Below are 11580 nucleotides of genomic sequence, written 5' to 3'. Positions count from 1 at the left end.
AAGCTCCGGCCGAGCGTGAGACCTGTATGTCATCTCCGCTAAAGCCCTTCGGCCCTACTGCCCTACTGCCCTACCCGCATTTTAGGGGGTTACATCCGGCAAAACTCTTCCCTATAAGGCCCTCCTAGCCTGATACCAGAATCGCGCGCACAACCGGCCGGGTCATCCCGTCCGGCTTTTTGTGCAAGCCGCCCGCCGAACGGACCCTCGACATGCCAAGACGCACCGACATCAAGTCGATCCTGATCATCGGGGCCGGCCCCATCGTCATCGGCCAGGCCTGCGAATTCGACTATTCCGGCACCCAGGCCTGCAAGGCGCTGAAGGAAGAGGGTTTTCGCGTTATCCTGGTCAATTCCAATCCGGCCACCATCATGACCGATCCGGAACTGGCCGACGCCACGTACATCGAGCCGATCACGCCCGAAGTGGTGGCCAAGATCATCGCCAAGGAGCGGCCGGACGCGCTGCTGCCGACCATGGGCGGCCAGACCGCGCTCAACACCGCTTTGTCGCTGCGCCGCATGGGCGTGCTCGACCGCTATCAGGTCGAGATGATCGGCGCCGACGCCACCGCAATCGACAAGGCTGAGGACCGCGCGCTGTTTCGCGAGGCGATGAACAAGATCGGCCTGGAAACGCCGAAGTCGATGCTGGCCAACGCCACCGACGTCAAGAATGCCGACCGCAAGACGCACGAGGCCGAACGCACCGCGCTGAAGGCGGAAAAGCCCGAAAATCTCGACGCCGCGCTCGATGCTCTGGAAACGCGCTGGAACCTCGGTGAGGGCGACCGCAAGCAGCGCTATATCAGCCATGCCATGGCGATTGCAGCACAAGCGCTCGACCATGTCGGCCTGCCCGCAATTATCCGCCCCTCCTTCACCATGGGCGGCACAGGCGGCGGCATCGCCTACAACCGCGCCGAATTCTTCGAGATCGTCCAGTCCGGCCTCGACGCCTCGCCGACCACCGAAGTGCTGATCGAGGAGAGCGTGCTCGGCTGGAAGGAGTATGAGATGGAGGTTGTCCGCGACAAGGCCGACAATTGCATCATCATCTGCTCGATCGAGAACATCGACCCGATGGGCGTGCATACCGGCGATTCGATCACCGTCGCCCCAGCGCTCACGCTGACCGACAAGGAATACCAGATGATGCGCAACGCCTCGATCGCGGTGCTGCGCGAGATCGGCGTCGAGACCGGCGGCTCCAACGTCCAGTTCGCCGTCAACCCGGCCGACGGCCGTCTGGTGGTGATCGAGATGAACCCGCGCGTCTCGCGCAGCTCCGCGCTCGCCTCCAAGGCGACCGGTTTTCCGATCGCCAAGATCGCCGCCAAGCTCGCCGTCGGCTACACGCTGGACGAGCTCGAGAACGACATCACCGGCGGAGCAACGCCGGCCTCGTTCGAGCCGAGCATCGACTATGTCGTGACCAAGATCCCGCGCTTTGCCTTCGAGAAATTCCCCGGCGCCGAGCCGGTGCTGACCACCTCGATGAAGTCGGTCGGCGAGGTCATGGCCATCGGCCGCACTTTCCAGGAATCGCTGCAGAAGGCGCTACGCGGGCTGGAAACCGGCCTGACCGGGCTGGACGAAATCGAGATCCCCGGCATCGGCCACGGGAACGCGCCGGCCAGCCATGTCGATGACCGCAACGCCATCCGCGCCGCCTTGGGCACGCCGACGCCGGACCGGCTGCGCATGGTGGCGCAGGCGATCCGCATGGGCACCTCGCTGGAAGACGTGCACGCCATGTGCAAGATCGATCCGTGGTTCCTCGAGCAGATCGCCGGCATCCTCGCCATGGAGGATCGCATCCGCGAGCACGGCATCCCCGAGGACGCCGCCAATCTGCGCATGTTGAAGGCGATGGGTTTTTCCGACGCCCGCCTCGCATCCCTGGTCAGGAAGGACGTCGAAGAGATCCAGAAGATTCGCGACAAGCTCGACGTTCATCCCGTCTACAAGCGCATCGACACCTGCGCCGCCGAGTTTGCTTCGCCCACCGCCTACATGTATTCGACCTATGAGGTCCCCTTTGCCGGCGCGCTCGCGAACGAGGCGCAGGTCTCATCGCGCAAAAAGGTCGTCATCCTCGGCGGCGGCCCCAACCGCATCGGCCAGGGCATCGAGTTCGACTATTGCTGCTGCCATGCCGCCTTTGCGCTGCGCGACGCCGGCTTCGAGGCGATCATGATCAACTGCAACCCGGAGACCGTCTCGACCGATTACGACACCTCCGACCGGCTCTATTTCGAGCCGCTGACGCCGGAGGACGTGCTGGAGATATTGCGCGCCGAACAGGCGGCCGGCGAGCTGGTCGGCGTCATCGTCCAGTTCGGCGGCCAGACGCCGCTAAAGCTGGCGGATGCGCTGGAAAAGGCCGGCATCCCGATCCTCGGCACCTCGCCCGACATGATCGATCTCGCCGAAGACCGCGACCGCTTCCAGAAGCTCTTGCACAAGCTCGGCCTCAGCCAGCCGAAGAACGGCATCGCCTATTCGGTCGAGCAGGCCCGCCTCGTCGCCGGCGAGCTCGGCTTCCCGCTGGTCGTGCGCCCGTCCTATGTGCTCGGCGGCCGCGCCATGCAGATCATCCACGACGAGAGCATGCTGCAATCCTATCTGCTCGACACCGTGCCCGGCCTGGTGCCGGAGGACATCAAGCAGAAATACCCCAACGACAAGACCGGCCAGATCAACACGCTGCTCGGCAAGAACCCGCTTCTGTTCGACACCTATCTCTCGGGCGCCATCGAGGTCGATGTCGATTGCCTCTGCGACGGCAGGTCGACCTACGTCTCCGGCATATTGGAGCACATCGAGGAGGCCGGCATCCATTCCGGCGACAGTGCCTGCTCGCTGCCGGTGCACTCGCTGCCCTCGGAACTCGTCGATGAGCTGGAGCGCCAGACGGCGGCGCTGGCCCGCGCGCTCAATGTCGGCGGGCTGATGAACGTGCAGTACGCGATCAAGGACGGCACCGTCTATGTGCTGGAGGTCAACCCGCGCGCGTCGCGCACCGTGCCTTTCGTCGCCAAGACCATCGGGCGGCCTATCGCGAAGATTGCTGCCCGCATCATGGCCGGCGAAAGCCTGGAAGACGCCTTCGCCCATTACGGCGCCATGCCCGACCCGCGCAATCCCGGCCACATCGCCGTCAAGGAAGCGGTATTCCCGTTCGCCCGCTTCCCCGGCGTCGACATTTTGCTCGGCCCGGAAATGCGCTCGACCGGTGAGGTCATGGGCCTCGACCGCGACTTCGCGCTGGCCTTCGCCAAGAGCCAACTCGGCGCGGGTGTTGATCTCCCCCGCGCCGGCACGCTGTTCGTCTCGGTGCGCGACGAGGACAAGAAGGGCATCCTGCCGGCGGTCAAGCGCCTCGCCGGCCAAGGCTTTAAAGTGCTGGCCACCTCCGGCACCGCCCGCTTCCTCGCCGAGAACGGTGTCGTCGCCGAGAAAATAAACAAGGTGCTGGAAGGCCGCCCCCACATCGAGGACGCCATCCGCAACCGCCAGGTGCAGATCGTCTTCAACACCACGGACGGCCAGAAGGCGGTATCGGACTCAAAATCGCTGCGCCGGGCGACGCTGATGCAAAAAGTGCCGTATTACACGACGCTGTCGGGTGCGGCTGCGGTGGCGGAGGCGATTGCCGCGCTAAGGGCGGGGAGTTTGGAAGTCAGGCCGCTGCAGGAGTATTTTGCGTAGGCGATTGGCCAATCTCCCTTCTTGTGGGGGAGATGGCCGGCAGGCCAGAGGGGGGCGCTGTCCCGCCAACGCTTAGCTCTTCAAATAGAGTGCGTCGTTCTGACGCATCTTGCTGACCCTCATTCAGGACTCGTTAACCATGACTCGCCCGACCTTGTTGGGTGAAACAGCCTGCGCGTAGCAAAGGCTATGCCAACCCCTTTCGAGGCAAAAAGCCGCAAGGACTCGTTAACCATGACTCGAGTCCACTTTTATCTTGCAACTACATCAGACTTGCCATAAGATCTGATCATGGCTTCGCTACATGAACTCCTCGCTCGAAGGCACAGAGAGCTGATCAGAGCGCTCGCGGAAACGCGACGTCGGCTAGTGTCCATCGAGGAGGAGATTGATCAAATCGAAAGGGCTGCGACAGCAGCAAATGTAAATCTTGCGACTTCTGAGGAAGTGGCAGAAAGACAGGCGCCTCCCACTATGAAGGAAGCCGCTGTCCAAGTCCTCAGAGAAGCAACAGGTGGGCTGACTACAAACGAACTGCTGGAAATCATCAACAACAAGCTTGGCACAACTTTCGCCAGATCTAGCCTAAGCCCACAACTATCACGACTAAAGGGCGATGGAATCCTCTACAGAGAAGAAGATGGCCGCTGGATATTGGCGTCTGATCCTAGCTTGAACGAGAATGGGGCATCCGAAGATGCCCCAGAACACGCCGATCGTGAAAGATCGCAGTCCTAGCGATCGGCTTTCCACGTACGCGAAGGAGGCCTCACATGCAGCCGCCATAAACAAATCCTGACTATGCGTGATTTGATCATTCATAGCCAGCAGCCGGGGAGCCCGGCAGTGGTGATGCGCGTTCCAAACCTCGCATCACCACACTAATTGATGCACACCATATGGTCAACGCTACTCGCCTACCCCGAAAATCCTACTCAGCTATAGCTGTGGCGCGTCCAGAACCGAGGGTGAGTCAAATTGACTCACCCTCGGCTTTTACGGTTTATTAACCATATGATTCTATTAACATTTCTTCCGTTCAGGAGCAATTATATGGACGCAACTTATAATTTGAATGGTGGCTTCAAGCCCACCATGAAGCGTTTCGCCGACCTGAACGGCCCAGACTATTTCCCTACGCCGAGATGGGCCACGCATGCTCTTATGGAAAACGAGAAATTCGTTGGTGAGATATGGGAATGCGCTTGCGGCGACGGGGCAATGTCTCGGGTCTTAGAAAGCCGCGGCAACCCGGTTCGCAGTTCCGATCTGTTCAACCGAGGCTTCGGCAAAGCAGGCGTTGACTTCAACACTGCGACGACCCCTGCAGATAATATCGTGACCAATCCGCCCTATAACAGCGCCGAGAGCTTCGTCCGCTCCGGAGTAAGGCTTGCGCGGAACAAGTTCGCGTTGCTCCTCAGGCTGGCCTTTCTGGAGGGTGCGAACCGCGCGAATACAATCTTCGCGGAATGCCCGCCATCAAGGGTATGGGTGTTCAGCGAGCGGATTACATTTTACCCGGCCGGCGCCGTGCAAGCGGGCTCCGGCACGACCGCTTATGCTTGGTTCGTTTGGGACAAACGCGCGCCTGGTATCACAGAACTGAAATGGTTCCAGCCTGGTTATAAGCAAAAATTCTCTAAGGTCGCCTGAAACCATCCTTAATGGCAATAAGATGTCCATCATAGATTAGATTACCGGGACTGTCCTTGTGAGATTTTATGTTGCGGACTATCTGAGAAAAGCGATCGTCGTTTCGACCATTTAGTTGTTCTTCATCCTCAGCGCTAAGCGGTATTCTATTTCGTAATTCTGCTATCAGTTTGGTAGTGGTAATTTCACGATGCGGTTCAGCATCGATGATCGCGATTACGTCTGGCCCAATATCTGCTTCCCCAATTCTGCCCGGTTTCTTTGCCATCTATTCCCTCCCGCGTTTAGCCGAGAATGCCTCCTATGTCGGCTGGACACAAGTACTTGCGTCAAGGAACAATTCGCTAGCAGGATCGAAGAGCAAAGGGTGTTTCAAACTCGCTTAGCTTCAGCAGAGTGGGAGGCGACGCTCCCCCCTCACGCCACCGCGACACACTCGATCTCAATATCGAACTCCATCGGCAATGAAGCGCCGGCACGAAGCTGCGCGCCGGCGGGGATCACGCTGACACCGCTGCGTTCGCTGCGCACCCATCTCGCGCCTCAAGGAACGCCAGTGCCAATACTCGCCTTAGCCCTTAGCTGAGAAACCCAATAAACCGCCCTGCAAACAACACGGACGTCCACAGAACCAGTGAAAGCACCGCCAGCATGGTCGCGGCCCCGCCGGCCGACTGGTCACCGCCGCGTGCGCCGCGCATGAAAACAAGAAAATTGGCTCCAGCAAGCAGGATGAGTGTCATCTTGGCGAGGAAGATCGGCATTGCCGCATATTCGCTCGCCCTTACTGAAAAGAGCAGCGACCCAGTAACTAGCGCACCGCCGAACGCGGCCAATGCGGTGCGGCGCAGCAGCGCCACGAACGGCGCCTGCGGCAGCGAGCGGAAGGCGCCCAGGATCCTGAGGTCCATGAGCCAGATGGTGGTCAGCAGAGCGCCGATCGACAGGATGTGGAGCGCATTGACGATGGGGTAGGCGACGAAGGAGGCCTTCAGTCCCCGCGCGAAGGCGAGTTGCTCGATGCCGGCGAAAAACCCGTCCATTCAAGCCGGCGGCACGCGGTCGGGATAGACGTCATAGGTCTTGCCGCCGACGATGACGCGGACTGCCTTCATGCGTTTTTCGCTCTCGTCGCGCGAGCGATGGCCGATCGCGGTCACCTCGTCGCCGACCTTGGCGACCTCCTCGGTGAAGCCGGCGGCGATCGTGCGGGACGGCGGCGCCATCTCCACTCGCCAGGCCTCGCCCTCCGCGTCGACATCCAGCGTGGCTGCGGATTGCCGATATAGATGGCCATTATCTTGCCCTTGAGCTCGAAGAACCCGTCCTGCGTCCACGACCAGCCGTGATGGGCATACGCCGCGGTGGCGGCGGCAAGGATCACCGCCGCTGCCAGCGTGATGCTTCGCATCTTGTTGAAAGGCGACTGCATCGCTCGTCTCCTCGTTCCGGCACTAGAGGGTAGGTCAGCGCGCCGCAGCGTCAAATCACATCGGGACAAGAGCCCGGCACCGGCAGGATTTCCCGATACGCCGACAGGGAATGCCAAGGTCAGTGGCAGCAATCATACTGCAGCTGCTCGTCCCAGTCCGGCCGGCCCTCCGGCGCGAAATCCATCAGGTTCCACAAGATCTCGCAGGTACCGATGGCGCGCGGGTCCTGGCCGGGTTCCGGCAGCGTGAAACCCAGCTCGGAGCTCCAGAAATGCCTGATACCGTCGGCATCGCGGTGGAACACCGACAGGACGGGGAGTTGAGCGCCGGCTTCGTCCTCGGCGTGATAATCGCGCTTGAAATTGTTGCCGGCCGAGGAGACCAGCCGCATGTTTGTCCAGCCACGGTCGCGGCCGAGCGTCAGCAGATTTTCCAGCGCCATCTTGCCGACCACGGCGAAATTGAATCCGGCGGCTTCGAGATGGCCGATGGCGCCGTCGAACTGATCGAGCAGCGCCGTGCAGGACGGGCACGGCTGATCCTGCCGCGCAAGCTTCGCCGTGCCGCCGCTGGTCGCGACGTCGCGTGTCTCATTCGGATGGCGCGGAAACATCATGTTATAGATGAGCAGCGTGTCTTTGCCGGGCGCAAACAGCTCCGCTTGACCTTGGCCGGCTTGCCGTCGGCGCCAAGCCCGTCGAACACATAATCCTGCGGCACCAGCCCGCCCTTGGGCAACGCGCGGCGGGCGACGGCTACATCCTCCATGGCGCGGCGCAGCTCGATTTCCTTCTGCAAAAGGGTGTCGCGGGCGGTGCGGTATTCAGCGGATTCGTTGGGAAAGCTGATCATCGTCATCTCCATCTCTTAGGATTTTGACCACGCGCGCCAAGGTTCCGGCAACGCGCCTTGCCTCTCAAGGACGCATGGCGAAGGGCGGTTCCGACATTTTTTGCGGCGGGCGGCAGAAGTCCCCCTCACCCGGATTGCCAACCGAATTGCGAAGGGCAATTCGGGGCAATCCGACCTCTCCCCGAGGGGAGAGGAGGTCGTCGGCGTTGATGCCAGCCTCTTCTCCCCGGCGGGGAGAAGGTGGCCGCGAAGCGGCCGGATGAGGGGGACCCCATATGCGATTGCCAATCGGCAGACGCTACTGCGCCGGCACCGGGCAGCTGACCTCGCCTTCCGGGCAATTGAGATAGTTCTCGAAATCCTTCACCCGATCATTGGTGAGCGCCCGTTGGCAATCGTAGACGACCATCGGATACATGCTGCCGGCGCCCTCGCGCGGGCCGCCCTGGAAAGCGCATTCGGCGTCGCGGAAAGCGACCCAGTGGCGCTGCGCATCGACCAGCAGCTTTTTCGTCGCCGCATCGTCCTTCAGCCGCCCCTCGATCTGCTTGTAGGCGCTATTGAGTTTGTCGTCGGCCTTGTCGAACGCATTCCCTGCACATTCATTCAAGGTCCCCTGGTCCTGCGCATTGGCGCAATCGTCGGCCCGCGCCACGCCCGCGAACAGCGGAACGGCGAGGATCAAGGTGGCGAGGCCGGTTCTGGAAAGCAAAAGCCGCATCATGTTTCTCCGGTTTCGTCAAAGCTCCCGCGCGAATTGCAACATTGACGCCCGGACCGGCAAGACGCGACCTGCCGCCTGGTGGACATTTCCCTTCCGGATCCTGCGCTCGGTCCCTGCCCTCCACCATGGCTCCGGGCGTTCGTCGGCTTGCCGACCGCGCCTTCACCCCGCCCAATCCACCTCGACCATCCCCAGCCGCTGATAGAGCCGGACGGCGGCGGCGTTCTCCACCGTATTGGTCTTGAGATCGACATGCGCCGCGCCCCTTGCCTGAAACACCGCAAACGCGTGCCGCATCAGTGCCTCGGCAATGCCGTTGCCGCGCGCCTCGGGATGGACGGCAAGGTCCTTGACGAAAGCCCTCGTCCAGCAGAGCGCCGCGCCCGCCAGCCGGCCCTTGTCGTCGATGACCAGGAAACACAAAGCGGGATCGAATTCCGCGTCGGCCGAAATGCGCGGCCACCATTCGTCGAACGGTCCATCGGCGCCGTCGTCGAACACCGCGGTCAAAAGCGCATGCAGAGCAAGCGCATCGGCGGCTTCGAAGCCGCGCATGAAAAAACCTTCGGGCCAGCGCGGCGCCAGAAGCGTGTCGTCGAAGATCTTGCGCAGGCGGATGTCGTTTGGCGCCGGCGGGCGCGGCTCAGGCATCGGGCTGCATGCGGCGGCGCAGGCTATCGCTGCCGAGGCCGGTTTCGCCCAGCATCCCCTTGCGCTTGGCGTCGTAATAATAGCCGCTCTGGTAGAGCCGGTCGGCGCGCTTGGGGTTGCCGCCTGAGACCAGCCAGGCGCCGCGCAGATATTTCACCGCATATTTCAGATTGGTCTCGGCGTCGAACAGGCCGCTTGCCGGCCCGTCATAGCCCATGCCGCGCGCCGTCGCGTGCTTGATCTGCATCAGCCCCCAATGGCCGTGATTATAGGCTTTCGGGTTGAAGGTGCTCTCGCGGTTGACGACGCTGCGCACCAGATCGACCGGCACCTGGTAAAGCGCGGAATATTTCTCGATCAGCCGCTCGATCTCGCTGCGGCCGCCGGCGTTCGACTGCCCCTCTGTGGGATCGATCGCGGCCAGTGCGGCCGGGTTCTGCGGCACCGTATAGGAGACCGGCTGAACGCCGGGCATGGCGGCGGTCTGTTCGGTGACCGGCATGGCGACGGCGGCCGTCGCGGTAACAGGCTGGGCATTGGCGGTCATGACGGCGGGGGTAGTTGCCGCCAGCGGCGTCGGCCCGGCAAAGGCGGCGGCCGGCTCGATCGGCAGCGCCGCTGTCTGGGCGATGCCGGACGGCTCCGGCAGCACCGAAACTGTATCGGGCAGCGCCAACGTAAAGCCGGCATCGGTATTGGCCGTATTTTCGGTGAAGGCTGGCGCCGGGGTCGCCGGCGAAGTCGAGGTGCAACCGCTGAGAGCGGCCACGGCCAACACCGCCGCAAGGACGGGAAAGAGGAATTTTGCTGGCAAGCGGCGCTCGGGTCCGGTTCGTCGGGTGTTAAGAAGTCCTTACACCAGCATCTTTCCTCGGGCAATCCGCGGTAGCCGGCGGTTTTCGGGTGGCGAGCCGGGCCGGGAAATGCGATATTGTTCTGGATTTGTACTTCGCAGGATTCCGGAAAGGAGCACGCCATGCACGCCTCTCATGCCACCGCCGGCCACGCGGTCTTCGAAACCGTGCTCGGCTTCATGGGTATCGCCTGGAGCGAAGCCGGGCTGACCCGGCTCTGCCTGCCGCAGCGCAATCGCGACACGGTCGAGCGCCGGCTGCTACGCCATGCCGCCGCCGAGCAGCCTGCGAAGCCCGAGCCGCAATGGGTTGCCGAGCTGATCGCGTCGATCAAGGCCTACGCCGCCGGCGAGGATATCGATTTCTCCAACGTGCCGGTCGATCTCAGCGGCGTCGACGAGTTCCGCCTGGCGATCTATGACGCGGCGCGAAAACTCGCCTTCGGCGAAACCACCACCTATGGCGAACTGGCCAAACGCGCCGGCCATGCCGGGCTGGCGCGCGAAACCGGTGCCGCACTCGGCGCCAACCCGGTGCCGCTGGTCATCCCTTGCCATCGCATCCTTGCCGCCGGCGGCAAGATCGGCGGCTTTTCCGCCCCTGGCGGCTCGGCCACTAAGGAAAAGATGCTGGCCATGGAAGGCGTACGCGTCGGCCCGCCGCCCCCGGCGCAGGTGTCGTTCGGGTTTTAGGGGTGCTGATATTCAGGCGAGGCCGGCACCCGGCGCACCATTTCGTCCCACTCTAATCCGGAAGCAGGCGCCGGCGAAAACGCCGGTCGATCTCCACCCGCTTGCATTTGTAGACGGTGCAGGAATTCGTGTCGGTGCTCGGCACCGAGGCCCGCGCCCTGACCTCGCCGATGTCGCAGAATTGCTGGCTCCGCACGTAACGGTCGTAGAGCGCCAGCCCCGGCACGCGCGCCGATCTGTAGCGCAGGATGACCGCACCCTCGCGCGCTATCGTCGCCTGCACCTTACCGCAGCTCATACGGGTCGGGTCGTAGCGCGAGACCGCCTGCGCCTCGGCGGCCACCAGCGTCAGGCACGCGGCAAGCAGAACGATTTTCATGGCCCCTCTCCCCAAAACCCGGTCGCGCCCGAAGCCGGCGCGATCCTCCCGCGTCAGGCGCGCAGCGACGACGCTCTCACGCGATTGGGGCGGCCGTTGGGCGGCGTTGCCGCGGCGCCATTTCCGCCCCGTCTTGTTTTTTGCGCGAAAGCATATTATATGCGGTCCATTGATATTTCGGCCGATCGATCCGGGCCTCGCGATATTCGCGTTTGCTGACGTTCTATCTCCAAAATCTCGATACAAACCGGCTGGGTTTCGGTCCAGTCAAACTAAAGCAAACGTAAAGGACTATCGAAATGGCAACAGGTACGGTCAAGTGGTTTAATTCCACCAAGGGTTTCGGCTTCATTCAGCCTGACAGCGGCGGCGCGGACGTTTTCGTTCACATCTCCGCAGTCGAGCGTGCTGGACTGTCGACCCTGGTTGAAGGCCAGAAGATCAACTTCGAGATCGAGCAGGACCGCCGCACTGGCAAGTCGTCCGCTGGATCTCTGAGCAAGGCAGCCTGATTTTGCGAATGGCGCCCGCCGGGCGAAATCCCCGGGCGCGCGGCAAAACACGGATGTAAAGGAGGTCGCGCAAAAAGAACGCCGGAGCGAAAGACACCGACAAACCACAAA

11 protein-coding genes and 2 pseudogenes are annotated in these 11580 nt (G+C 62.3%); 5 read left to right on the top strand and 8 right to left on the bottom strand.

The window, feature by feature from the left end:
* Positions 1 to 212: 212 nt before the first annotated feature.
* From carB to NKI67_RS33375, 3 genes are all read left to right on the top strand, one after another.
* The gene (gene carB, locus NKI67_RS33385) at positions 213 to 3716 is read left to right on the top strand and encodes a carbamoyl-phosphate synthase large subunit (RefSeq protein WP_352649088.1); all 3504 of its coding nucleotides are present in this window, start codon (positions 213 to 215) and stop codon (positions 3714 to 3716) included.
* A 369-nt stretch (positions 3717 to 4085) separates the two neighbouring features.
* The gene (locus NKI67_RS33380) at positions 4086 to 4454 is read left to right on the top strand and encodes an HTH domain-containing protein (protein ID WP_352649086.1); all 369 of its coding nucleotides are present in this window, start codon (positions 4086 to 4088) and stop codon (positions 4452 to 4454) included.
* A 315-nt stretch (positions 4455 to 4769) separates the two neighbouring features.
* Positions 4770 to 5372, top strand: coding sequence for a hypothetical protein (locus NKI67_RS33375; protein WP_352649084.1), 603 nt, complete (start codon positions 4770 to 4772; stop codon positions 5370 to 5372).
* Here the strand turns inward: NKI67_RS33375 and NKI67_RS33370 are convergent.
* The 7 genes and pseudogenes from NKI67_RS33370 to NKI67_RS33340 all read right to left on the bottom strand — a co-directional run bounded on the left by NKI67_RS33370 (position 5359) and on the right by NKI67_RS33340 (position 9846).
* The gene (locus NKI67_RS33370) at positions 5359 to 5640 is read right to left on the bottom strand and encodes a hypothetical protein (RefSeq protein ID WP_352649082.1); all 282 of its coding nucleotides are present in this window, start codon (positions 5638 to 5640) and stop codon (positions 5359 to 5361) included. The two genes, NKI67_RS33375 and NKI67_RS33370, sit on opposite strands and share 14 nt — an antisense overlap.
* Before the next feature lie 310 nt (positions 5641 to 5950).
* Positions 5951 to 6415 (bottom strand): hypothetical protein, encoded by a 465-nt coding sequence (locus NKI67_RS33365; RefSeq protein WP_352649081.1) that lies wholly within the window; start codon positions 6413 to 6415, stop codon positions 5951 to 5953.
* Positions 6416 to 6804: pseudogene (locus NKI67_RS33360) on the bottom strand (DUF6152 family protein). It lies immediately after the preceding gene.
* Positions 6805 to 6923: 119 nt separating this feature from the next.
* Positions 6924 to 7657 (bottom strand): annotated as a pseudogene (locus NKI67_RS33355) (DUF899 family protein).
* A 298-nt stretch (positions 7658 to 7955) separates the two neighbouring features.
* Positions 7956 to 8381, bottom strand: coding sequence for a lysozyme inhibitor LprI family protein (locus tag NKI67_RS33350; RefSeq protein WP_352649079.1), 426 nt, complete (start codon positions 8379 to 8381; stop codon positions 7956 to 7958).
* 162 nt (positions 8382 to 8543) lie between these two features.
* Positions 8544 to 9032, bottom strand: coding sequence for a GNAT family N-acetyltransferase (locus NKI67_RS33345; protein ID WP_352649078.1), 489 nt, complete (start codon positions 9030 to 9032; stop codon positions 8544 to 8546).
* Positions 9025 to 9846: a transglycosylase SLT domain-containing protein gene (locus NKI67_RS33340; protein WP_352649076.1), complete on the bottom strand. Its 822-nt coding sequence runs from the start codon at positions 9844 to 9846 to the stop codon at positions 9025 to 9027. Before NKI67_RS33340 ends, NKI67_RS33345 begins: the two co-directional genes overlap by 8 nt.
* A gap of 162 nt (positions 9847 to 10008) precedes the next feature.
* Between NKI67_RS33340 and NKI67_RS33335 the strand changes: the two genes are divergently transcribed.
* On the top strand, positions 10009 to 10578 hold the full coding sequence (locus tag NKI67_RS33335) for a methylated-DNA--[protein]-cysteine S-methyltransferase (RefSeq protein ID WP_352649074.1): 570 nt from the start codon (positions 10009 to 10011) through the stop codon (positions 10576 to 10578).
* Positions 10579 to 10630: 52 nt separating this feature from the next.
* Here NKI67_RS33335 and NKI67_RS33330 read toward each other — a convergent pair whose 3' ends face one another.
* Positions 10631 to 10957, bottom strand: coding sequence for a hypothetical protein (locus NKI67_RS33330; RefSeq protein ID WP_352649072.1), 327 nt, complete (start codon positions 10955 to 10957; stop codon positions 10631 to 10633).
* 299 nt (positions 10958 to 11256) lie between these two features.
* Between NKI67_RS33330 and NKI67_RS33325 the strand changes: the two genes are divergently transcribed.
* Positions 11257 to 11469, top strand: coding sequence for a cold-shock protein (locus NKI67_RS33325; RefSeq protein WP_023678332.1), 213 nt, complete (start codon positions 11257 to 11259; stop codon positions 11467 to 11469).
* Positions 11470 to 11580 lie beyond the last annotated feature (111 nt).

This window comes from Mesorhizobium sp. M0408 (genome assembly GCF_040321495.1).
GTDB lineage: Bacteria > Pseudomonadota > Alphaproteobacteria > Rhizobiales > Rhizobiaceae > Mesorhizobium.
Note: the sequence above shows the minus strand (reverse complement) of the source record. Positions and strands in the feature narration are given on the sequence as shown.

Excerpts from the sequence above, each read along its gene's own strand:
- carB (WP_352649088.1), top strand. The coding sequence starts at position 213 with ATGCCAAGACGCACCGACATCAAGTCGATCCTGATCATCGGGGCCGGC.
- NKI67_RS33375 (WP_352649084.1), top strand. The coding sequence starts at position 4,770 with ATGGACGCAACTTATAATTTGAATGGTGGCTTCAAGCCCACCATGAAG.
- NKI67_RS33370 (WP_352649082.1), bottom strand. The coding sequence starts at position 5,640 with ATGGCAAAGAAACCGGGCAGAATTGGGGAAGCAGATATTGGGCCAGAC.
- NKI67_RS33365 (WP_352649081.1), bottom strand. The coding sequence starts at position 6,415 with ATGGACGGGTTTTTCGCCGGCATCGAGCAACTCGCCTTCGCGCGGGGA.
- NKI67_RS33350 (WP_352649079.1), bottom strand. The coding sequence starts at position 8,381 with ATGATGCGGCTTTTGCTTTCCAGAACCGGCCTCGCCACCTTGATCCTC.
- NKI67_RS33345 (WP_352649078.1), bottom strand. The coding sequence starts at position 9,032 with ATGCCTGAGCCGCGCCCGCCGGCGCCAAACGACATCCGCCTGCGCAAG.
- NKI67_RS33335 (WP_352649074.1), top strand. The coding sequence starts at position 10,009 with ATGCACGCCTCTCATGCCACCGCCGGCCACGCGGTCTTCGAAACCGTG.
- NKI67_RS33330 (WP_352649072.1), bottom strand. The coding sequence starts at position 10,957 with ATGAAAATCGTTCTGCTTGCCGCGTGCCTGACGCTGGTGGCCGCCGAG.
- NKI67_RS33325 (WP_023678332.1), top strand. The coding sequence starts at position 11,257 with ATGGCAACAGGTACGGTCAAGTGGTTTAATTCCACCAAGGGTTTCGGC.